Below are 22562 nucleotides of genomic sequence, written 5' to 3'. Positions count from 1 at the left end.
TAAAAAGGAAAAGTTGATAATGGTTGAACTCAAAAAGAACGAGCGCGTCGACTACATGCTGGGCGACGCCATTAAAATCATTCAAGATGAGAAGTCCTTTGCCTTCTCATTGGATACCCTGCTTTTGGCTTACTTTGCCAAGGAAGCCATCCGCGACCGCTCCAAGGTCGCGGACCTATGCAGCGGCAACGCGGCCGCCAGCCTTTACATGGCCAGCTTCAACCGGGCCCACTATGACGACGTCGAAATCCAGGCCGACATTGTGTCTAAAGCCAGACGGTCGGTTGAGCTGAATCACATGGAAAACCGGATTGCGGTGCATCAGGGCAACGTCGTTGACGCGGGGGATTTTTTGCAAAAAGACAGCTATGATCTGGTCGTGGTCAATCCGCCTTACTTTAAGGCCCCAAAGGGGCACAAGCTCAACCCTGACCAGGCCAAGGCCATTGCCCGCCACGAGCTCCTGGTCAACTTGGAGCAGATCATTGCCGTGTCGAGCTCGCTTTTGAAGATGAAGGGCAAGATGTTCATGGTCCACCGGCCAGAGCGCCTGGGCGAGATTATTGCCTGGGGAATCAAGCACGACCTCGCCGTCAAGACCGTCCAGCCTTTCGTCTCCCACCGGGGCGAAGATGCCAATCTGATCGTGGTGGAAGCCGTCCGCCATGGGGCAGCTGACGGGCTGGTCCTGAAAGACGCCATCGAGGTTCATGAAGCGGACGGGACAAATACGCCGACAATCAAGGAGATCTTGGAGGCTAAGGTTGAGGCAAAGGCGGAGAAGCACTATTTCTACGTGCTCCTTTGCGCTGACGGCAGCCTGTATGGCGGCTACACCAATGATCTGGCTCACCGCCTGAGTGCCCACAATGCCGGAAAGGGAGCCAAGTACACCAAGTCCCGGCGGCCAGTCAAGCTGATCTATCATGAAGAGTTCGCCGACAAGCGCCTGGCCTTGAAGCGGGAGTATTGGTTCAAGCACCATGACCGGGCCTGGAAGGAAAAGTTTCTGGCTGAGCATGGGGCGGGACTTGACAAGTAGTTTTCCTTGACAAAGAGGAAAATTCTGCTTGCTTTTTGCTTTGAAATCTAGTATGCTTGTAGAGCGTGCGATGCACGCGAATAAATCAACACACATCAAGAGCGATCGCTGGCCAGGTGCCTAAAGACAAAAGGTGGGCCGGCGAAATGAACGCTTGAGAGGAAAAACCTAGGAGGAATTATACATGTCAGTTGTATCTATGAAGCAATTGCTTGAAGCCGGTGTCCACTTCGGCCACCAAACCAGAAGATGGGACCCAAAGATGAAGCCATACATCTTCACTCAAAGAAACGGGATCTACATCATCGACTTGCAAAAGACCATCAAGATGCTTGACGACGCTTACAACTACGTTAAGGCTGTTGCTCAAGACGACGGCGTATTTTTGTTCGTTGGTACTAAGAAGCAAGCCCAAGACGCAATTGCTGAAGAAGCTACCCGTGCAGGTCAATACTACGTCAACCAACGCTGGCTCGGTGGTACTTTGACTAACTGGACCACTATCCAAAGCCGCGTAAAGCGTCTTAAGGAATTGAAGAAGATGTCAGAAGACGGCACCTTCGACGTACTGCCAAAGAAGGAAGTTGCTTTGCTGACCAAGGAATTGGAAAAGCTGCAAAAGTTCCTGGGCGGTATCGAAGACATGCCTCGTATCCCAGACGTGATGTTCGTTGTTGACCCTAAGAAGGAAAAGATTGCCGTTCACGAAGCCAACAAGCTGGGCATTCCAGTTGTTGCCATGGTTGACACCAACACTGACCCAACTCCAATCGACGTAATCATCCCTTCAAACGATGACGCTATCCGCGCAATCCGCTTGATCTCAGGCGCTATGGCTGATGCCGTTATCGAAGGCAAGCAAGGTGCTGACGCCGGCGACGCTGAACAAGAAATGTCTGAAAGTGCTGAAGAAGCTGCTGCTGAAGAAGCAGATGACGCTGAATAAGCTGATCTTTGGAAGAATCAATCATTTTAGTTTGACCTGGAGGACTTTTTTATAATGGCAAACATTACTGCTAAGCAAGTTAAGGAATTGCGTGAAACTACTGGTGCCGGCGTCATGGACGCCAAGAAGGCATTGGTTGAAGCCGAAGGCGACATGCAAAGAGCGATCGAAATCATCCACGAAAAGGGTGAAGCAAAGGCTGCCAAGAAGGCCAACCGGATCGCTGCTGAAGGCTTGACTGGCGTTTACGTTGAAGGCAACGTGGCTGCGATCGTTGAAGTCAACGCTGAAACTGACTTCGTAGCTCAAAACGAACAATTCAAGACTTTGGTTGACCAAACTGCTGAAGTTATTGCTAAGGGCAAGCCAGCCAACAACGAAGAAGCAATGAAGCTTACCATGCCATCCGGCGAAAGCTTGGAGGAAGCATACGTAGAAGCTACTGCAACTATCGGTGAAAAGATTTCATTCCGTCGCTTTGCCGTGCTTGAAAAGACTGATGAACAGCACTTTGGCGCCTACCAACACAACGGTGGTCACATTGGCGTTCTGACTGTCCTTGAAGGCGGCGACGAAGCCCTGGCTAAGCACATTGCAATGCACATTGCCGCAATGAGCCCAAAGGTTCTGTCATACAAGGAACTTGACCCAGACTTCGTACGTGAAGAACTGGCTCAGCTCAACCACAAGATTGACCAAGACAACGAATCACGCGCCCTGGTCAACAAGCCAGCTTTGCCACACCTTAAGTATGGCTCAAAGGCCCAACTGACTGATGAAATCTTGGCACAAGCTGAAGAAGACATCAAGGCAGAACTTAAGGCAGAACACAAGCCAGAAAAGATCTGGGACAAGATCATCCCAGGCAAGATGGCCCGCTTCATGCAAGACAACACCAAGGTTGACCAAGAAAACACCTTGCTTGCTCAACTTTACGTAATGGACGACAGCAAGACTGTTGAAGAATACCTTGAATCAGTCAATGCTTCCGTAGTAAGCTTTGTTCGTTTCGAAGTCGGCGAAGGCATCGAAAAGAAGGAAGAAGACTTTGCTGCTGAAGTTGCTGCCCAAATGAAGAACTAATTTCTTCTACTTTTAACAGAAGAAAAGGATGGATTTGCTCCATCCTTTTTTTTTATAACTTTTTAGCGGTACAATATTAAACGGAAATATAGTGGGTTTTATGGTAGAATATTTAGAGCTAATCTAGGAGGTCATTATGAGTCAAGTTAAATATCACCGTATTATTTTGAAAGTTTCCGGCGAAGCATTGGCCGGGGAAAAGGGCACCGGGATTGATCCAACCGTGATCAAGAAGCTGGCCCAGGAAATCAAGCTGGTGCACGACATGGGCGTCCAAGTCGGGATCGTCTGCGGCGGCGGCAACATGTGGCGCGGGGAAACTGGAGCCAAGCTGGGCATGGAACGTGCTCAAGCTGACTACATGGGCATGCTGGCTACGATCATGAACGGCCTGGCCCTGCAAGACGGTTTGGAAAGCGTTGGCGTGTCAACCAGACTCCAAACTTCCATCTCAATGCGGCAAGTTGCTGAGCCTTACATCAGAAGAGTTGCGATCAGCCACTTGGAAAAGAACCGGGTCGTAATCTTCGGCGGCGGGACTGGCAACCCTTACTTCTCAACTGACACGACCGCTGCCCTGCGCGCGGCCGAAATCAACGCTGACGTGATCTTGATGGCCAAGAACGGCGTTGACGGCGTCTACACCGCTGACCCGAAGCTTCACCCAGATGCCAAGAAGTTCCACGAACTGAGCCAATTGGACATGATTTCCAAGGGCCTGCAAGTCATGGACAGAACTGCCAGCTCACTGTCAATGGACACCCATATTCCATTGATCGTCTTCAACGTCAACACCCCAGGCAATATCAAGCGGGTCGTGGAAGGCGAAAACATCGGTACTATTATCAGAGGTGACAAATAATGAACAACGAAACGATTGAAAAAGCCAAGTCCAACATGAACAAGTCCATCGAGGTCTACCAAAGCAACCTCGCGACTGTCCGTGCCGGCGTGGCCAACGCGGCCTTGCTTGATCGCGTCAAGGTTGAATACTACGGCGTGCCAACCCCATTGACCCAATTGGCCGGGATCACCATTCCTGAACCACGCGTCTTGATGATTACCCCTTATGACAAGGGGGCTTTGGACAACATCGAGCACGCGCTGCTGGCTTCAGACCTGGGCCTTACGCCAGCTAATGACGGGAACGTCATCCGCTTGGTGATTCCGCAGCTGACTGGCGAGCGGCGGCAAGAAATTGCCAAGGAAGTCGGCAAGCTGGCTGAAGAAGCCAAGATTGCCGTCCGCAACGTCCGCCAAGAAGCCATGAAGTCCCTGAAGCGGCAGGAAAAGGACGGGGACATCACTGAAGATGAGGAACGCCGCCTTGAAAAGGACGTGCAGAAGCTGACTGACGACTCAACCAAGAAGATCGACCAAATGGCTGACAACAAGCGCAAGGAAATTACGCAAGGTTAAGGTCAATGAGCGACAAGAACAAAGAGCTGAATCATTTAGCCATCATCATGGACGGCAATGGCCGCTGGGCCAAGAAGCGCCATATGCCACGGTTCATGGGCCACAAGGCCGGGATGGAGAATGTTGAAAATATTGCCTTGGCAGCAGATGAGTTGGGAATTAAAGTCCTGACTCTTTATGCTTTTTCAACCGAAAACTGGGCCCGGCCAAAGGACGAGGTCAACTACTTGATGAACTTGCCCGTCAAGTTCTTCAACAAGTTCATGCCCCGGCTGATGGAGCACAACGTGAAGGTCAACATCATGGGCTATCTGGACGCTTTGCCTGACGCGACCCGGGAAACCGTGCAGAAGGCGATGGATGAGACCGCCGGCAACACTGGCCTGATCTTGAATTTCGCCTTTAATTATGGGTCAAGAAAAGAAATCGCGTCAGCAGTGAAGGAAATCGCGGCTGAGGTCAAGGAGGGACAGACCTCTTTGGCTGAGATCGATGAGGACCTGGTTGGCCGGCATATGATGACCGCTAAATTTGCCCCATATTCTGATCCGGACCTCTTGATCAGAACTTCCGGCGAGCAGCGCATCTCCAACTTCCTCTTGTGGCAGATTGCCTACTCAGAGCTGGCCTTTACCCCAAAGGCCTGGCCAGACTTTGACAAGGATGATTTGGCGGAAATGGTTAATATTTACCAGCACCGGGACCGGCGTTTTGGTAAGCTAGATGAAACAGATAGTTAGGTAATAATGGAACAAAAGAAAAAACGCACGTCACTGCAAACTAGAGTGATTACCGCAGTCGTTGCTTTATTGATTTTTATCCCAGTCGTCATTGCTGGGGGCGCGTGGATTGACTGGCTGGCCGCAATTCTGGCCGCCATCGGCATGAGCGAGGTCTTCTTGATGAAGAAGCAGATCCTGGTCTCAGTCGATTTCGTTTTGGCGGTTTTGGCCACCCTGACCTGGACCGTGCCAGACTCCTTCTTTGCCTTTTTGCCGAAGAACTGGAGCAAGTGGGGCGTTTTCTACGCCATCGTGATGCTGATTTTGACTTGGACCGTCTTGTCCAAGAACAAGACCACTTTTGATGACGCGGCCGTTTACGTCCTTTCCAGCCTGTACATCGGGACGGGCTTCCACTACCTGGCTGCCTTGAGAAACTCAAGCGCGGCTCATGGCCTGTGGCGGATCTTGTTTGCCTTCGTGATCATCTGGTCAACAGATACTTTTGCCTACTTGATCGGACGCAAGATCGGCAAGCACAAATTATGGCCGGTCATCAGCCCGAACAAGACCTGGGAAGGGTCAATCGGGGCTGTTATCTGCGCCGTGATTTTGGCGGCTATTTACGTCAACCTGGCACCGGTTGGCGGTGACAAGACGACTTTGATCATCGGCTCCTTCTTCCTGTCAATCGTCGGGCAGATGGGGGACTTGGTCGAATCAGCCTACAAGCGCTTTTACGGGGTCAAGGACTCAGGCAAGATCCTGCCAGGACACGGCGGGATCCTGGACCGGTTTGACAGCACCTTGTTCGTGCTGCCGATCGTGGCCTTGATCTTCGGGATCTAAGACCGGCTGCAAGTTGTCATAACAGGGAAGGAGCTGCCAGTGAAGGGTATACTGATTTTTATTATCGTTTTTGGCCTCTTGGTCTTCGTGCACGAATTCGGGCACTTTATCGTGGCCAAGAAGTCGGGCATCCTGGTCCGGGAGTTCTCGATCGGCTTTGGTCCCAAACTGGTCCAGTTGCGGCGTAGCCAAACTACCTATACGATCAGATGGCTGCCGCTGGGGGGCTATGTCCGCCTGGCTGGATCCAATGACCAAAGCGAGATTGACCCGGGGACGGCCGTCGTCTTGCAGACCAATGACCAGGGTATCGTGACCAGAATCGATGCGTCTGAGTCTGACCTGCCAATTGAAGGCATCCCGGTCCGGGTAAGCAAGGCTGATCTGGTTGACGAGCTGACCATCAACGGCTATGAAAATGGCGATGAGAGCGACTTGCGGACCTACAAGGTTGACCATGACGCGACCATGATTGACCAAGACGGAACTGAGCTGCAGATCGCCCCGCGCGATACCCAGTTCCAGGAAGCCAATGTCTGGCACAAGCTCGCGACCAACTTTGCGGGTCCTTTCATGAACATCGTCTTGGGCTTTGTCGTCTTCATGGTCTGGAGCTTCGCGGCTCCAGGTCCGGCCACGACGACGATTGCCAAGGTCGTGCCAAACTCACCGGCCCAAAGCGTCTTGCAAAAGGGCGACCGGATTAAGGCGGTCAATGGCCGCAAGACGGCTGACTTTGCGGCTGTTTCAGAAGCAATCGGCAATTCAAAGGGCAAGACTTTGACGATCAAGCTGGAGCGTGGCGGCAAGGAAGCCAGCGTCAAGCTGACCCCCAAGTACGACAAGAAGTCCAAGTCCTACCTGGTCGGCATCGTGGCCGCGACCGATGAATCGGCAAAGGTCAAGTTCAAGCGCGGCTGGACCAGCGCGGTCCAAACAACGGGCATGATCTTCAGCGCGGTAGGGGACTTGTTCCGCCACTTCAGCTTGAACAAGCTGTCAGGCCCGGTTGGGATCTACTCAGAGACCAGTCAGGTATCGTCAATGGGCTTTACCTACCTTTTGGCCTTTTTGGCCATGATTTCCATCAACCTGGGAATCGTGAACCTGATTCCGATCCCTGGCCTGGACGGCGGCAAGCTGCTCCTCAACTTGATTGAGCTGGTCAGAGGCAAGCCGATCTCAGAAGACCATGAAGCCGTGGTTGACTTGATCGGGGTCGTCTTCCTGCTCTTGCTGATCATCGCCGTCACTGGTAACGATATCTATCGCTACTTCATCAAATAAACACTAGTATATTAGGAGAATTTTACAGAAATATGCGTCAATCAAACTTTTTCATGCCAACGCTGAAGGAAACTCCAGCCGACGCCGTAGCTAAGAGTCACCAAATCATGCTTCGGGGCGGTTACATCCGTCAGGTTACTGCCGGGGTTTATGCCTACCTGCCGCTGGCTTACCGGGTTCTGCGCAAGACCGAAAAGGTGATTGAAGAAGAAATGGCAGCCATCAACGTGCCGGAAATGCAAATGCCGCACATGCTGCCAGCTACCCTGTGGGAAGAATCAGGCCGTCTGGAAAAGTACGGTGCTGAAATGTTTCGCTTGAAGGACCGCCATGGGCGCGAAACTTTGCTGGGGCCAACCCACGAAGAAACCTTCACCGAAATCATCGCCAAGAATTTGAAGTCCTACAAGCAAATGCCGCTGCAGCTGTACCAAATTCAGACCAAGTTCCGGGATGAAAACCGTCCCCGCTTCGGCTTGCTGCGCGGGCGCGAGTTTGTGATGCTGGATGGCTACAGCTTTGCGGCCAGCCGCGAGCAATTGGACAAGCAGTTCGACGATGAAAAGAGCGCTTATGAAAAGATTTTCAAGCGCGTCGGCGTGGAAGTACGGCCAGTCATTGCTGACTCAGGCACGATGGGCGGCAAGAACTCTACTGAATTCCAAGCCCCAGCTGCCGTTGGCGAAGACACCATCGCGACCAACGAGACCGGCACTTACGCTGCCAACTTGGAAATGGCAGTCAGCGTCGATACCTTCAAGCAAGATCCTGAAGCGCTCAAGGACATGGAAAAGGTGGCTACGCCAGGCTGCGAGTCAATCGACCAGCTGGCAGACTTCTTGAAGGTGCCAGCAACCCGGATCGTCAAGAGCATCCTCTACATTGCTGATGAGCAGACCAAGGTCTTGGTTCTGGTCCGCGGCGACAAGGAAATCAATGAAGTCAAGCTGACCCACCTGCTGGACTGCGACAGCCTGCGCACGGCTGAAGCCGGCGAGCTGGAAGAGATCACAGGCTCTGGCAAGGGCGGCGTTGGCCCAGTCAAGGCTGACTACGCGGACAAGATCGTTGCTGATGAAACGGTCAAGGGCCTTTACAACGTGGTCGTTGGTGCCGGTGAAACCGACTACCAATTCGTCAACGCCAACCTGGACCGGGACTTCAAGGTTGATGAATTTGCTGACCTGCGCGTTGCCAATGAAGGCGAGCCAGACCCAGTTGATCACCTGCCATTGAAGTTCACCACTTCAATCGAAGTTGGCCACATCTTCAAGCTGGGCACCTACTACACTGAGCACATGAACGCCAAGTTCCTTGACCAAAACGGCAAGGCACAGCCAGTCATCATGGGTTCATACGGAATTGGGGTGACCCGGCTCTTGTCAGCGATCGTTGAGCAGCACGCTACTGAAAACGGCGTTGCCTGGCCAAAGGAAGTTGCGCCATTTGGCATCCACATCATTCAAATGAAGATGAAGGATGAAATCCAAAGCAAGATTGCCGCTGATTTGGAAGAAAAGTACGCCAAGTACGACGTCTTGTACGACGACCGCAACGAACGCGCCGGCGTCAAGTTCAACGATGCCGACCTGGTTGGTGCGCCAGTCAGAATCACCGTCGGCCGCGATGCTGCTGATGGCTTCGTTGAAGTTAAGCGCCCAACTGATGAAAAGGCCGTCAAGATTGCCTTGACTGACCTGGACGACTTTATTGAACAAGAATTAGACTAGGATTGATTCTCGTGACTGAACAAAACGAACTCTTTTTGAAGTTGTTGAAACAAATTAAGTTCCCGGCTTCGGGATATGAAGATGCTTCGGTTGTACAGGCAGGGGAGATAAGAAACGTGGATGTCTACAGCAAAGAGCGTAGATGGGATATCCACGTTTTTTTTGCTACTCCCTTGAAGTTTGAAAGCTATAATGCCTTAAACCAAGCCATTAAGCAGGAATTCAAGGACTTTGTCTCCGTCCGCCTCTTTGTCGAGACGGCCTCAGGCGCCAGCCAATATCTGCCTGACTATTGGCATTACGCGGTTGACCAGTCGGAAGTCTTGAACTCCCAGCCTGGGGCCAGGTCATTTTTGTCTGGGCAAAAGCCCAGCCTGCAAGATGGCCGCTGGGTAATTCCCGTCAACAGCCAGATTTTTGACCAGATGATTGAGCAGCGGCTCTTGGACTCATTCTCCCTGGAGCTGCGCCAGTACGGCTTTTTCAACATCAAGCTGATCACTGCGGTCAATGACGTGAGCGCGCAGAATGATCTGGAAAGTCTGGCCCAGTTGGCCCAGCAGCATGAAGAGAATATGCAGCAGGCCTACCAGGCTGCCCCGCCCGTGCCAAAAGCCCCGCCGCGCCAGTCTTATGCTGGCGGCGGCCGAAGAAAAGGCCGGCGCAATGCCTTTGGCCCCGGGTCGATTGCCGAAAACGCGGAGACTACCCAGCTGAAGGATTTAAGCGAAGACCAGCGCAGCGCGGTGGTTGAAGGGCATGTCTTCAAGGCGGAAATGACTGAGCTGAAGTCTGGCTCCTTTATTTTTACTGGGGAAATGACGGACTATACCAGCTCCATTTCATTTAAGAAATTCGTTCCGGACTCCGCCAAGGAAGAAATCGACTACCTGAAGAACGTGAAGTCAGGCGTCTGGATCCGCATGCAAGGAGCCTTGAAAGAAGACCAGTATGCCCATGACCTGGTCTTCAACATCTACAACATGGAGCTGATTGAGCACGAAGGGCGCAAGGAAACTTACCAGGGGGAAGAAAAGCATATTGACCTGCACGTGCACACCAACATGAGCCAGCTGGACGCGACCGCGGACGTGGCCGATCTGGTCAAGACGGCCAAGAAGTTTGGCCAGAAGGCCATCGCCATTACTGACCATGCTGACCTGCAGTCCTTGCCTAATGCCTTCGTGGCCGGAAAGAAAAACGACCTGAAGATCATCATGGGCCTTGAGGCCAATATGGTTGACGACCATGGCTTACTGGTCCTGAACCCAGCGTCAATGACTTATGAGCACCGCGAATTCGTCATTTTTGACGTGGAAACGACTGGCTTGTCCTCCGTCTATGACACCATCATTGAAATTGGAGCGGTTAAGATGAAGGACGGGGTGGTCCTTGACCGCTTTGACAAGTTCATCAACCCCCACCACGAATTGTCCGAGCAGACCATCAACCTGACCTCCATTACCGACGAGATGGTACAAGCAGCCGATGATGAAGCAGTAGTCATCAAGCAGTTTAGGGACTTCTACGGCGACCGGCCGCTTTGCGGGCACAATGTCCAGTTTGACGTCGGCTTTGTCAACGCGGCCTTGAAGCGGTGCAATTTGCCGCAGATCACTCAGCCGGTCGTTGACACCCTGGAAGTCTCCAGACTCTTGCACCCAGAGCAGTCCCGCCACACCCTGGACTCGCTCTGCCGCAAGTACAACGTCGTCCTGGAGCACCACCACCGGGCCAACCAGGACGCGGAAGCCACCGGCTACCTGATGTTCAAGCTCCTGGATGACTTAAAGGAAAAGTACCACGAAGACGACTTGGGCAAGATGAACGACTTCTCCAACGGGGAAGGCTACAAGCGGGCCCGGCCGACCCATATCACGATCCTGGCCAAGAACCAGCTGCCAGGCTTGCGGAATCTGTACGAGCTGACCAGTCTGGCCGGAATCAAGTACAACTATAAGGGCCTGCGGACGCCAAAGTCGGAGTTGATCCGCCTGCATGCCGGCCTGTTGTACGGCTCAGCCTGCAGCCAGGGTGAAGTCTTTATTGCCATGATGCAAAAGGGCTATGATGAGGCCAAGCGCAAGGCGGAATTCTACGATTTCCTGGAAATTCAGCCCCCGTCAAACTACTCCAATCTGCTTGACGATGGCCTGATCGCGGATGAGGACCAGCTTGAAGAGATCCTGATGAACATCTATAAACTGGGCAAGGAAATGGGCAAGCTGGTCGTGGCCACGTCTGATGCCCACTATATTGAAAAGCATGATGGCATCTACCGCGACGTCCTCTTGGCCGCGCAGAGGGGGAATCCAAACCGCAACAAGAAGCACCCCGACCTGCACTTCTACACGACCCAGGAAATGCTGGATGAATTCAGCTTCATGGGCGAAGAGATTGCCAAGGAAGTCGTCATTACCAACCCAAACAAGATCAACGACATGATTGATGAAGGGGTGCAGCCGGTTCAGGACGAAAGCTTCCCGCCAAAAATTCCGCATACGGCCGAACGGGTGCGCAAGCTGACCTATGATAAGGCCCACGAGCTCTATGGCGATCCGCTGCCAGAAAACATTCAGGCGCGCCTTGATCGGGAACTTGACGCCATAATCGGCAACGGCTACGGGGTCGTCTACCTGATCTCGCAGATGCTGGTTGCCAAGTCCGTCAAGGACGGCTACCTGGTTGGGTCCCGGGGCTCGGTTGGCTCCAGTCTGGTGGCCACGATGATGGGAATCACTGAAATCAACCCCATGCCGCCGCATTACCGCTGCCCGAAGTGCAAGTACTCCGAGTTCTTTGAGCACGGGGAATACGCCTCCGGCTTTGACTTGCCGGACAAGAACTGTCCAAACTGCGACACCTTGATGGTCAAGGACGGGCAGAACATTCCTTTCGAAACCTTCCTTGGCTTCCATGGGGACAAGGTGCCTGACATCGACTTGAACTTCTCCGGCGACTACCAGCCCGTAGCCCACAACTTCATCCGGGTCATGTTTGGGCCGGACCACTCCTTTAAGGCCGGGACCGTAGGCACCTTGGCTGATAAAAAGGCGATCGGCTATGCCAAGCACTTCCAGGATGAGCACCCGGAGATGAAGATCAACAATGCCGAGTCGGACCGTCTGGCCATCGGGGTGACCGGGGTCAAGGCCACGACTGGCCAGCACCCGGCCGGGATCGTCGTCTTGCCAGACGATAAGGACATCTACGAGCTGACTCCTTTGCAGTATCCGTCAGACGACATCTCAAAGGAATGGAAGACGACCCACTTTGACTTCCACCAGATTCACGACAACCTGCTCAAGTTCGACATCCTGGGTCACCAGGACCCGACGATGATCAGAATGCTCCAGGACTTGTCCGGGATTGATCCTTTGACGATTCCAACCGACGACCCAGCCGTCATGTCCCTCTTCTCCAGTCCCAAGGCCCTGGGCGTGACTCCAGAGCAGATTGGCTCACAGACTGGGACCTTGGGCCTGCCGGAATTCGGGACGCCCTTCGTCCGGGGGATGCTGGAAGAGACCAACCCATCAACTTTTGCCGAGCTGCTGCAGATTTCCGGCCTGTCCCACGGGACTGACGTCTGGCTGGGGAATGCCGAAGAGCTGATCAACAACGGCACCTGCAAATTGAAGAACGTGATCGGCTGTCGTGACAACATCATGACTGACTTGATTCACTGGGGCGTCAAGAAGGAAGTGGCCTTTTCCACCATGGAATCCGTCCGGCACGGGCGGGGGATTTCCGATGAGGACATGGCGGTCTTGAAGACCAACAAGAACATTCCAGACTGGTACATCCCGTCCTGTCTGAAGATCAAGTACATGTTCCCGAAGGCCCACGCCGCGGCCTACATTTTGATGGCCCTGCGGGTGGCCTGGTTCAAGGTCTACTATCCAGAGATCTACTACGCAGCCTACTTCTCAGTCCGGGCGGACAAAGTGGACGTGGAAGCCATGAGTCATGGGAAGAACTCAGTCATGGCCCTGATCAACCGGATCAAGGAAAAGGGGACGGCCGCCACAAAGCTGGAAAAGGACCTGCAGACTTACATGGAACTGGTCAACGAGGCGATCGAGCGCGGGATCAACTTCAAGATGGTCGACATCAATGAGTCGGAAGCCACCACTTACAAGATTATTGACAAGCACACGATCTTGGTGCCGTTCAACGCGGTTGACGGCCTGGGCGACAGTGCCGCCAAGCAGATCGTGGCCGCCCGCTCAGAAGCGCCATTTTTGTCAAAGGAAGACCTGCAGATCAGAGGGAAGGTTTCCCAGAAGATCATGGACTTCTTTGAAGAAAACAACGTGCTGGAAGGGATGCCGGCCCAAAACCAGCTTTCCTTGTTTTAAGTAAGCATTTTGGAAAATTTGTTTACAGGATCGGGAAATTTTGCTATAATACTTTTAGATCGAATATTGGTAAATTCGAGTGAGCAGCAATGCTCACTCTTTTTATTACGGAGGAAAACTTTGCCAAAAAACTTAGCTGTAATCCAAGAAGCAATTGAACCGGTCATCAGCGGCAACGGCTGCGAACTGGTTGATCTGGAATATGTCAAGGAAAAGAGCCAATACTACCTGCGGATTTACGTCGACAAGCAGCCTGGCGGGATCGACATTGAGACGATTGCGGACCTGAGTGAATTGGTAGGAGAGAAGTTGGATTCAATGACTCCCGATCCACTGCCTGATCCCTACATCCTGGAGCTTTCTTCACCAGGCTTGGAGCGTCCGATCAAGAATGACCGCGACTGGGACCGGGCCAAGGGAGAATATATTCACGTCACCCTGTACCAGAAGCTTGAAGGCGACAAAGTCTTTGAAGGCCATCTGCAAGAGCTTGACGATGAGCAAATCCAATTGGAGATCAAGATCAAGACGCGCCGCAAATTGGTGACGATCCCGCGCAAGCAGATCGCCAGCGCCCGCTTTGCTATTGAATTTTAAGAAAGAGTGATCCAAAACTTATGTCAAAAGAAATGCTTGAAGCTTTTGATGTCCTGGAAAAGACCAAGGGCATCAAGAAAGATGTGATCGTTGAAGCCATGAAGGCTGCTTTGGCTGCTGCCTACAAGAAGAACTACGGGCAAGCCGAAAACGTGGAGATTGATTTTAATGACCGGACGGGCGACTTCAAGGTCATGTCCATCAAGACGGTCGTTGACGAAGTGCAAGACCCGCGCGTGGAAGTTTCGCTTGAAGACGCGACTGCCATCAACCGGGCCTACGAAGTTGGCGACACCATCAAGTTCGAGGTTACGCCAAAGAACTTTGGCCGGACCGCTGCCGCTACCGCCAAGCAGGTCGTAATGCAACGTCTGCGCGAAGCGGAAAATGCCCACATCGTCAATGAATACTCCCAATATGAAGACGAACTGGTTACCGGGACCGTTGAAAGAACCGACAACCGTTTCGTATACGTCACGATCGGCAACGTTGAAGCCGTGATGGACATCAAGCGCGACACGATTCCAGGCGAGCACTACAACCCGCAAGACAAGGTACGCGTATTGGTAACCAAGGTCGGTGCCGACGGCAAGGGAGCCCAGATCCGCGTGTCACGGACTGCTCCAGACGTCGTCAAGCGCCTGTTTGAGCAAGAAGTGCCGGAAATCTATGACGGGACCGTGGAAATCATGTCTATCGCCCGGGAAGCCGGCGAAAGAACCAAGATTGCCGTCAAGTCCAACGACCCCAACATTGACCCAGTCGGCACCTGCGTTGGCCCACGCGGCACGCGCGTGCAGAACGTAGTCAATGAACTGGGCGGGGAAAACATCGACATCGTCCAATACGAAGAAGATCCGTCAGACTACATCGCCAATGCTTTGAACCCCGCTGAAGTTATTGCGGTACAATTTGAAGATGAAGACGATGAAAAGAAGGCTTTTGTCATCGTGCCTGACTACCAGCTTTCACTGGCTATCGGCAAGAAGGGGCAAAACGTCCGTCTGGCTGCTCGCCTGACTGGCTTTAAGATTGACATTCGTCCAGAATCCGAAGTCGAATTTGTTGACGAAAGCGATGAAGAAGACGACACTGAAGCAGACGAAAGCACAGAAGCAGCAAGCTTTGAATCTGAAGACGCAGACGGCGACGTTGAAGTTGAAGACGCGGATGACGCCGAAGCAGCTGACGCCGAAGCAGAAGATGAAGAATAACAGGTGATTTCTTTGAAGAAGAGAAAAATCCCAATGCGGAAAGACTTGTTGACCGATACGATGCAGCCCAAGAAAGAACTGGTCCGCATCGTCGTTGACAAGGACAAGAACGTTTCTGTTGATCCAACGGGAAAGAAGGCTGGCCGGGGAGCATACGTTTCTTTGGAGCCAGAGAAGATTGAGGCCGCGAAGAAGTCCAAGGTCTTGGACCGCAGCCTGGGGGTAAAGATCGCGGATGATTTTTACCAGGAACTCTTTGCCTATGTTGATCACCAGAAGGCTAGAAAAGAATTATTTGGTGATAAAAAATAATTAACAATCGACAAAAAGCATTAAACCTGCTCGGCTTGGCCACCAGAGCACGCAAGCTGGTCTCTGGGACGGAGATCGTCGTTGGTGCCATCAAAAAGGGCAAGGCAAAATGCGTAATCATCGCGAATGACTTGGCAGACAATGGTCAAGAGGAAGTGAGGAGCGCTCTGAAGCAGCATCCGGTACCGCTGGTGGCTGCCTTCAGCTCAGAGGAGCTTTCCCAGGCTATTGGCAAACAGCGCAAGGTCTTGGCATTGACCGACTCCGGCTTTGCCAAGGCCCTGCAAGCAAAGATTAAAGAAGGAGTGTGATCTGATGACCAAAAAACAAGTTAATGAATCTTCAAAAGAATTGGGCATGGACAGCAAGGATGAAAAGAAGGGCAAGCCAGGCAAGCTGAAGATTTCCGTTCACGCGATCCGCAAGGGCGAAAAGAAGCCGGCAAATAAGAAGCCAGGAAAGCGCCGCGGCAACCGGTCAAACGGCGGTCAAGGCAATGGCAGCCGCCGCCCGGCAGCCCGCGACCTGCTCAAGAATTTGAAGCAAAAGCAGCGCGTTGAAGAAGTTCATTTGAATGAACAAAGCCAAGCAGCGCGCAAAGAATACCAAAAGAACTTGAACAAGCCAGCTCAAGAAGCTCCGGCAGCCAAGAAGGCTGAGAGCGAGCCGGCAGCTGCTTCAGCATCAGCATCCAGCTCAAAGGTTAGAGGCCCGAAGATCCTTAAGCCGTCTCCAGCCCGCATGAAGCAAAATGAGACTCCTTCTGAAAACCGCTCCCGCGGCAACGGCGAACGCAGACATGCAAGCCGTCCAAGCAAGCGGCCAAGCAGCGGCAGCCAAAGACCAGACTTTTCCGCAGCGCCAATGGCTGCGCCAGAGCCAAGCAAGGACAACCGCCGCCGGGGCGGCAAGCCAGGCCGCAAGGGCCAAAATGCCGACTTCCAGCCAGATCACAGCCATTCAGACCGGGCCGAGCGCCGCAAGAAGAAGAACAAGAAGCATCAGCAAAGCGCGCAGCCGAAGAAGCAGCCTACTCAAAGAAAGGAACGGCCATTGCCAGAAAGCTTTGAATATGAAGTTGGCATGAATGCCCAGGACCTGGGCAAGATCCTCCACCGCGAGCCAGCGGAAATCGTGAAGAAGCTCTTCATGCTGGGGATCATGACCAACCAAAACCAGTCCCTGGACAAGGACACGATCGAACTGCTGGCAGCCGACTACGGCATTGAAGCAGTTGAAAAGGTTCACGAAGACATTTCCGACATCGACAACATTTTTGAACAGGAAATGGAAGCTTCCAAGGAATCCAAGAACCAAACCGTCCGTCCGCCAGTAGTTACCATCATGGGTCACGTTGACCACGGTAAGACGACCTTGCTGGACCGCTTGCGCCACACCCGGGTTTCAGAACATGAAGCCGGCGGGATTACGCAGAGCATTGGTGCCTACCAAGTCCGCATCAACGACCGCTTGATCACTTTCCTGGACACGCCAGGCCACGCGGCCTTCTCAAGCATGCGTGCCCGCGGGGCTGAAATCACGGACATCGTTGTTTTGATCGTTGCGGCTGACGACGGGGTTATGCCACAGACTATTGAAGCCATCGACCACGCTAAGAGCGCGGGCGTGCCAATCATCGTGGCCATCAACAAGATGGACAAGCCAGGCGCCAACCCGCAGCACGTCACTGAGCAGCTGATGAACTACGAATTGATTCCAGAAGCCTACGGCGGCTCCACGATCTTCGTTGACATTTCAGCCAAGACTGGCCTGGGCATTGATGAGCTTTTGGAAAACATCATTCTGGAAGCCGACATGCTGGAACTGAAGGCAGATCCTAAGCAAAAGGCGATCGGGACGGTAGTTGAGGCCCGTTTGTCACGGGGCAAGGGCCCAGTTGCCGACGTTTTGATCCAGCAAGGGACCCTGCACGTTGGTGACCCAATCGTTGTCGGCGACACCTTCGGCCGCGTGCGGACCATGACCAACGACAAGGGCCGCCAAGTCAAGAAGGCCACGCCATCCATGCCGGTCGAAATCACTGGCTTGAACGACGTGCCGGAATCAGCCGACAAGCTGGTCGTCTTTGAAGATGAAAAGACGGCCCGCGCGGTTGGTGAAGCCCGTGCCCAACAAGCTCTGCAAAAGCAGCGTGAAAACGTGCAGCACGTCACTCTGGACAACCTGTTTGACACGATGAAGCGGGAAAGCATGAAGTCAGTCGACATCGTTTTGAAGGCTGACGTGCAAGGCTCCGCTGAAGCCTTGGCTCAATCCTTCCAAAAGATTGACGTTGAAGGCGTCCGCGTCAATATTATCCACTCTGGCGTTGGTGCCATCAACGAAAGCGACGTTACCCTGGCCAGCGCTTCAAACGCCCTGATCATTGGGTTCAACGTCCGGCCAACGGCCATGGCCAAGAGCCAGGCTGCCCAAGAAGGGGTCGACATCCGCCTGTACAGCATCATCTACAAAGCAATCGATGACGTTAAGGCCGCTATGCAAGGGATGCTGGAACCAACTTATGAAGAAAAGGTAATCGGCAACCTGACTGTCCGCGAGACTTGGAAGGTTTCCAAGATCGGGACGATTGCCGGTGCTTTTGTTGACAACGGCTATGTCAACTCAGATGCCGGCATCCGGGTAATTCGCGATGGCGTCGTCAAGTACGACGGCAAGGTTGCATCCCTGCGCCGCTTCAAGGATGACGTCAAGGAAGTCAAGGCAGGCTTTGACTGTGGCTTGACCATTGAGAAGTTCAACGACATCAAGGTCGGCGACCAGCTTGAAGCCTACGAGATGCAAGAAGTTAAGCCTAGCTAACGGAGGTTGCAATGAAGCATAGAAAAGGACGCGTCGAAGGCGAGATCCTGCGTGAACTGACCAAGATCATCCGCCGCGACATTCGTGATCCGCGCGTCAGCGGGGTAACTTTTACCGCCGTTGAATGCAGCAACGACTTTTCTTACGCGACCGTCTACTACAGTCTGCTGACCGATGATGCGGAAAAGCAGAAGGACGCGGAAATTGGTCTGGAAAAGGCCAAGGGGACCATGCGCCACTTGCTCGGGCAAGTGCTGACGGTCTACAAGGTTCCAGAATTGATCTTCAAGCGGGACCAGTCCGCGATCTACGGGAGCAAGATCGACCAGTTGATTGCTGACTTGCACAAGCAAGAGGAAGATCGCTAAAAGTCGGAATTGAAGAAAATAAGCAGCAAAGCGCCTCAGGGCGCTTTTTTGCTGGAGAAAACATGAACAGGAAATTGAGGCGAGGACAAGACATGTATAACGGAATCATTGTAATCGACAAGGACGCGGGCATGACCAGCGGGGACGTGGTCTATAAGCTGCGCAAAATCCTGCACACCAGAAAGATTGGCCATGCCGGCACCCTGGATCCCAGCGTGACTGGCGTCTTGCCAATTGCCGTCGGCCAGGCAACCAAGCTGATCGAATTGATGCATGAGCGGCCAAAAGCCTATGAGGGCGAGGGAATGTTTGGGGAAGCGACCGACTCTTACGACTTGGACGGGACCGTCACCAAGACGGCCAGGCTGGCCCGGCCCTTTACCAGCGCGGAAATTCAGGCAGGAATGAAGCAGCTTACGGGTGACATCAGCCAGCTGCCCCCAATCTATTCAGCCGTCAAAGTCAATGGCAAGCGCCTCTATGAGTACGCCAGAGCCGGGATTCCGGTTGAGCGGCCCGCCCGCGCGGTGCACGTGGCCAGCTACGAGCTGGTTGGAAAGCCCAAGTGGGATGAAGCGCAGGCAAGAGAAAGCTTTGCATTTAAGGTTGCCTGCTCTAAGGGAACCTATGTCAGAAGCCTGGTCAATGATCTGGGCGAAAAATTGGGCGTCCCAGCGGTCATGACCCGCTTGCGGCGGACGGCCAGCTCCGGTTTTGATCTGCAGCAGGCCGTGACTTTGGATGAACTGGAAAAGCATCTGGAACAGATTGATCAGTATCTGCAGCCAATCGATGCTTTTTTCAAGGACTACCAAACGGTAGATCTGGACGAACAAAGCTGGAAGCAAGTGCAAAATGGGGCCTGGATCAAGCTCAAGGCTGATGCAGACAAGGTCGCTTTGCGGTACAATAATAGAGTTAAAGCGATTTATCGGGCAAAAGGTGGCGCGACCTACTGTCCGGATTTGATGCTGCTAAGTAATGAGTAATTGAGGGATCTAGTTTGAAAACAATTAACATCAGCTATCCGATTGACCAGCCGCTGACGGATGGACCAGTCGTTCTGGCCTTGGGCTTTTTCGACGGGGTGCACATTGGTCACCAGCGCCTGATCGCCGAAGCGCGCTCAGAAGCTGACCAAAAGGACCTGCCGTTGATGGTCTTGACCTTTGACCGCCACCCGAAAGAAGTCTACGCGGGCGTAAAAAAATTTGCCTACTTGAACTCACCGGATGAGAAGGTCCATGAAATGGAAAAGATTGGCGTGGATTACCTGGTGATCATGCAGTTTACCAGGCAATTCAGCCAGCTGGCCCCGCAGGATTTTGTGGACCGGATCATCATGAAGCTGCAGGCAGACACGGTCGTCGCCGGCTTTGACTATACCTATGGATCAAAAGACGTGGCCAATATGACCAATCTGCCAAAGTTTGCCAAGGGCCGCTTTGCGATCAAGGTCTTGCCCAAGCAGATTTTTGAAGGACAGAAGATCGGGTCAACCGAGATCAGGGAGGCCATCAAAAAGGGCGATCTGACTTTGGCCACGGAGCTTTTAGGCCACCCGTACACGACCAGCGGCAAAGTCGTTCATGGCTTCCGCAATGGCCACAAGCTGGGCTATCCAACGGCTAATCTGTCCATGGACTGGCCCAAGGTGCTGCCAAAGATTGGCGTGTACGCGACTATGACTCGGGTCAAGGACCGGTGGTATGAGTCAATGACCAGCGTGGGCTACAATGTCATGTTCAACGATGAAAAGCAGATCTACATTGAGTCCAATCTTTTTGACTTTGACCAGGATATCTACGGGGAGACCATCACGATTGCCTGGTACAAGTACCTCAGGGATGAGCTGAAATTTGCCAGCCTTGACGGCCTGGTCGCTCAGCTTAAGCAGGATCGCATTAATGCGGAAGCTTATTTTGACCAAACGGTCGAATAGGATGCTATGCAAAATAAGATAAAAAGAGCCAATATTGCTTGGCTCTTTTTTCTTCGAAAAAAATTAGCATTCAGCTTGACTAACTGCTAATTTCTTGTTAATCTATACCATGTTAGCACCTGGAAGATGTGAGTGCTAAATGTGAGGGCGATAATTATGTTGACCGAACGTCAAGAACTTATACTAAAGACAATCATTCAGGACTTTACCAAGACCCACGAGCCTGTGGGGTCAAAGACGGTCATGAATCAATTGCCGATCAAAGTATCCAGTGCGACTATCCGCAATGAAATGGCGGTCTTGGAAGAGGCGGGGCTGATCGAGAAGACCCACTCCTCCAGCGGCCGGATTCCTTCAACAGAAGGCTATCGATATTACTTGGACAACCTGGTTCAGCCCCTCCGGCTGCCGGAAGCCGTCTATACCCAGATCGGCTCCCAGTTTGACCAGCCGTTCAACCAAGTTGACGAGATCGTCAAGGAAGCAGCCAAGATCCTGTCTGATCTGACCGACTACACGGCCTTCGCGGAAGGGCCAGAGGCCAGAGGGGTCAGGATCACGGGCTTTCGGATCGTGCCCCTGGCGCCCCGGCAGGTGATGGCCATCCTGGTCACTTCTGACGGCGGGGTCAAGAATCAGCTCTACACCTTGCCGCGCCACATCTCAGGCGATGAGATTGAGCGGGCGGTGCGGCTGATCAACGACCAGCTGGTTGGCAAGAGCTTGGGCGAGATCAATAAAGAAACTTTCCAAGCCTTGTCCAGCAGCAACATCGTGGGCAAGAACGTGCCAGAATTCCTGGAGCTTTTGGAATCAGTGATCAAGGAAGCTGCCAGTGAGCAGCTTTACGTCGATGGCCAGCTGAACCTGTTGAACAACACCGACAAGAGCGATATTGACGACATCAAGTCCCTGTATCAGCTGATCAACACCGACAGTCTGGTCGGCGAACTGATCGACATCGGGGATGAGGACGAAAACGGGGATTCCAAGCGCTATCCAGTCCACGTCCGCCTCGGGACTGAATTGCCCAGCGACCTGCTCCGCAATTTCAGCCTGGTTACCGCTGAATACAGCGTAGGCAAATATGGCCATGGGACGATCGCACTACTGGGTCCGCGCAATATGCCATATTCCGAAATGATTGGCCTGATGGAATTCTTCAGGCAGGAATTGGCAAGAAAATTGCTGGACTACTATGGCAGATTTAAATAAGGAGGTTTGTCGTGAGTAAGGAAGAATTTCCAAGCGAGAAAGACTTGACTCAAGCAGACAAGCAAACAAAGCAAGACAAGAAACATGCCGCCAAGGCAAAGAAGACCAAGCCGGCGGCCAAGCAAGATCCAAAGAAGGACGAGCTGGCTGACTTGCAAAAGCAGCTTGCAGAGCTGACCGCCAAGAACAAGGAGCTGGAAGACAAGTACCTGAGAAGCGAGGCCGAGCAGCAGAATGCCCAGCGCCGCTACAGCAAGGAAAGAGCCAACCTGGTCAAGTACGAGTCCCAGCGCCTGGGCAAGGACATCCTGCCAAGCGTGGACAACTTGGAAAGAGCCTTAGCCGTCAAAGCCGATGATGAAGTTTCCGGCCAGCTCAAGAAGGGGATTGAAATGACCCTGGAAGGTCTGGTCAGAGCCTTGAAGGACAACGGCATTGAAGAAATCAAGGCTGAAGGCGAGAAGTTTGATCCGACATTGCATCAGGCGGTACAAAGCGTGCCAGCTGAGAATGATGATCAAAAAGACCACGTCGTGCAGGTTCTGCAGAAGGGCTACGTCTACAAGGACCGGACCCTGCGGCCAGCCATGGTTGTCGTGGCACAATAAGACAGCAATCAAGCAATTTATTCGAAATTATTCAATCTAACAAG

The 22562-nt window shown here is 52.9% G+C and carries 20 protein-coding genes; all 20 read left to right on the top strand.

The features are described from left to right. Positions 1-19 precede the first annotated feature (19 nt). The 20 genes from OCH80_RS00440 (at position 20) to grpE (ending at position 22518) form a co-directional block, all read left to right on the top strand. The gene (locus OCH80_RS00440; protein ID WP_404537051.1) at positions 20-1042 is read left to right on the top strand and encodes a GIY-YIG nuclease family protein; all 1023 of its coding nucleotides are present in this window, start codon (positions 20-22) and stop codon (positions 1040-1042) included. A gap of 184 nt (positions 1043-1226) precedes the next feature. Then, positions 1227-1988 carry a 30S ribosomal protein S2 gene (gene rpsB / locus OCH80_RS00435; RefSeq protein WP_154547170.1) on the top strand — a complete coding sequence of 254 codons (762 nt, stop codon included), beginning with the start codon at positions 1227-1229 and terminating at the stop codon, positions 1986-1988. Between the two features lie 54 nt (positions 1989-2042). Beyond that, positions 2043-3071, top strand: coding sequence for a translation elongation factor Ts (tsf, locus tag OCH80_RS00430; protein WP_154547168.1), 1029 nt, complete (start codon positions 2043-2045; stop codon positions 3069-3071). A gap of 136 nt (positions 3072-3207) precedes the next feature. Then, a complete protein-coding gene (gene pyrH / locus OCH80_RS00425) occupies positions 3208-3933 on the top strand; it encodes a UMP kinase (protein ID WP_154547166.1) in 726 nt (241 codons plus the stop codon). Next, positions 3933-4490: a ribosome recycling factor gene (frr, locus tag OCH80_RS00420; RefSeq protein WP_154547163.1), complete on the top strand. Its 558-nt coding sequence runs from the start codon at positions 3933-3935 to the stop codon at positions 4488-4490. Before pyrH ends, frr begins: the two co-directional genes overlap by 1 nt. A gap of 5 nt (positions 4491-4495) precedes the next feature. Continuing rightward, positions 4496-5230: an isoprenyl transferase gene (locus OCH80_RS00415; RefSeq protein WP_302187338.1), complete on the top strand. Its 735-nt coding sequence runs from the start codon at positions 4496-4498 to the stop codon at positions 5228-5230. Between the two features lie 33 nt (positions 5231-5263). Continuing rightward, positions 5264-6061: a phosphatidate cytidylyltransferase gene (locus OCH80_RS00410; protein WP_302187359.1), complete on the top strand. Its 798-nt coding sequence runs from the start codon at positions 5264-5266 to the stop codon at positions 6059-6061. A 39-nt stretch (positions 6062-6100) separates the two neighbouring features. Continuing rightward, complete coding sequence (gene rseP / locus OCH80_RS00405; RefSeq protein ID WP_404537047.1) at positions 6101-7348, top strand: RIP metalloprotease RseP; 1248 nt, start codon at positions 6101-6103, stop codon at positions 7346-7348. Positions 7349-7380: 32 nt separating this feature from the next. Next, positions 7381-9078, top strand: coding sequence for a proline--tRNA ligase (locus OCH80_RS00400; RefSeq protein WP_404537045.1), 1698 nt, complete (start codon positions 7381-7383; stop codon positions 9076-9078). 11 nt (positions 9079-9089) lie between these two features. Further along, positions 9090-13439, top strand: coding sequence for a PolC-type DNA polymerase III (locus OCH80_RS00395; protein ID WP_404537043.1), 4350 nt, complete (start codon positions 9090-9092; stop codon positions 13437-13439). Between the two features lie 120 nt (positions 13440-13559). Continuing rightward, a complete protein-coding gene (gene rimP / locus OCH80_RS00390) occupies positions 13560-14036 on the top strand; it encodes a ribosome maturation factor RimP (RefSeq protein ID WP_154547144.1) in 477 nt (158 codons plus the stop codon). A gap of 20 nt (positions 14037-14056) precedes the next feature. Continuing rightward, positions 14057-15250, top strand: coding sequence for a transcription termination factor NusA (gene nusA / locus OCH80_RS00385; protein WP_404537041.1), 1194 nt, complete (start codon positions 14057-14059; stop codon positions 15248-15250). Between the two features lie 12 nt (positions 15251-15262). Then, positions 15263-15562 carry an RNase P modulator RnpM gene (rnpM, locus tag OCH80_RS00380; RefSeq protein ID WP_302187333.1) on the top strand — a complete coding sequence of 100 codons (300 nt, stop codon included), beginning with the start codon at positions 15263-15265 and terminating at the stop codon, positions 15560-15562. Positions 15563-15588: 26 nt separating this feature from the next. Further along, complete coding sequence (locus OCH80_RS00375; protein WP_154547138.1) at positions 15589-15873, top strand: ribosomal L7Ae/L30e/S12e/Gadd45 family protein; 285 nt, start codon at positions 15589-15591, stop codon at positions 15871-15873. A 4-nt stretch (positions 15874-15877) separates the two neighbouring features. Then, positions 15878-18385, top strand: a complete 2508-nt coding sequence (infB, locus tag OCH80_RS00370; protein ID WP_404537038.1) for a translation initiation factor IF-2 — start codon at positions 15878-15880, stop codon at positions 18383-18385. Positions 18386-18396: 11 nt separating this feature from the next. Next, positions 18397-18753 (top strand): ribosome-binding factor A, encoded by a 357-nt coding sequence (locus OCH80_RS00365; RefSeq protein ID WP_154547134.1) that lies wholly within the window; start codon positions 18397-18399, stop codon positions 18751-18753. A gap of 92 nt (positions 18754-18845) precedes the next feature. Further along, complete coding sequence (gene truB / locus OCH80_RS00360; protein WP_404537036.1) at positions 18846-19742, top strand: tRNA pseudouridine(55) synthase TruB; 897 nt, start codon at positions 18846-18848, stop codon at positions 19740-19742. Positions 19743-19756: 14 nt separating this feature from the next. Next, positions 19757-20695 (top strand): riboflavin biosynthesis protein RibF, encoded by a 939-nt coding sequence (gene ribF, locus OCH80_RS00355; RefSeq protein ID WP_404537034.1) that lies wholly within the window; start codon positions 19757-19759, stop codon positions 20693-20695. A gap of 156 nt (positions 20696-20851) precedes the next feature. After that, complete coding sequence (hrcA, locus tag OCH80_RS00350) at positions 20852-21910, top strand: heat-inducible transcriptional repressor HrcA (RefSeq protein WP_404537032.1); 1059 nt, start codon at positions 20852-20854, stop codon at positions 21908-21910. 11 nt (positions 21911-21921) lie between these two features. After that, the gene (gene grpE, locus OCH80_RS00345; protein WP_404537030.1) at positions 21922-22518 is read left to right on the top strand and encodes a nucleotide exchange factor GrpE; all 597 of its coding nucleotides are present in this window, start codon (positions 21922-21924) and stop codon (positions 22516-22518) included. Positions 22519-22562 lie beyond the last annotated feature (44 nt).

It is taken from the genome of Lactobacillus sp. 23-2 (assembly GCF_044902225.1).
Classification (GTDB): domain Bacteria; phylum Bacillota; class Bacilli; order Lactobacillales; family Lactobacillaceae; genus Lactobacillus; species Lactobacillus absianus.
Note: the sequence above shows the minus strand (reverse complement) of the source record. Positions and strands in the feature narration are given on the sequence as shown.

What these genes read in the sequence shown, in the direction of transcription:
- OCH80_RS00440 (WP_404537051.1), top strand. Translation starts at nt 20, where the DNA reads ATGGTTGAACTCAAAAAGAACGAGCGCGTCGACTACATGCTGGGCGAC.
- rpsB (WP_154547170.1), top strand. Translation starts at nt 1,227, where the DNA reads ATGTCAGTTGTATCTATGAAGCAATTGCTTGAAGCCGGTGTCCACTTC.
- tsf (WP_154547168.1), top strand. Translation starts at nt 2,043, where the DNA reads ATGGCAAACATTACTGCTAAGCAAGTTAAGGAATTGCGTGAAACTACT.
- pyrH (WP_154547166.1), top strand. Translation starts at nt 3,208, where the DNA reads ATGAGTCAAGTTAAATATCACCGTATTATTTTGAAAGTTTCCGGCGAA.
- frr (WP_154547163.1), top strand. Translation starts at nt 3,933, where the DNA reads ATGAACAACGAAACGATTGAAAAAGCCAAGTCCAACATGAACAAGTCC.
- OCH80_RS00415 (WP_302187338.1), top strand. Translation starts at nt 4,496, where the DNA reads ATGAGCGACAAGAACAAAGAGCTGAATCATTTAGCCATCATCATGGAC.
- OCH80_RS00400 (WP_404537045.1), top strand. Translation starts at nt 7,381, where the DNA reads ATGCGTCAATCAAACTTTTTCATGCCAACGCTGAAGGAAACTCCAGCC.
- nusA (WP_404537041.1), top strand. Translation starts at nt 14,057, where the DNA reads ATGTCAAAAGAAATGCTTGAAGCTTTTGATGTCCTGGAAAAGACCAAG.
- infB (WP_404537038.1), top strand. Translation starts at nt 15,878, where the DNA reads ATGACCAAAAAACAAGTTAATGAATCTTCAAAAGAATTGGGCATGGAC.
- OCH80_RS00365 (WP_154547134.1), top strand. Translation starts at nt 18,397, where the DNA reads ATGAAGCATAGAAAAGGACGCGTCGAAGGCGAGATCCTGCGTGAACTG.
- truB (WP_404537036.1), top strand. Translation starts at nt 18,846, where the DNA reads ATGTATAACGGAATCATTGTAATCGACAAGGACGCGGGCATGACCAGC.
- hrcA (WP_404537032.1), top strand. Translation starts at nt 20,852, where the DNA reads ATGTTGACCGAACGTCAAGAACTTATACTAAAGACAATCATTCAGGAC.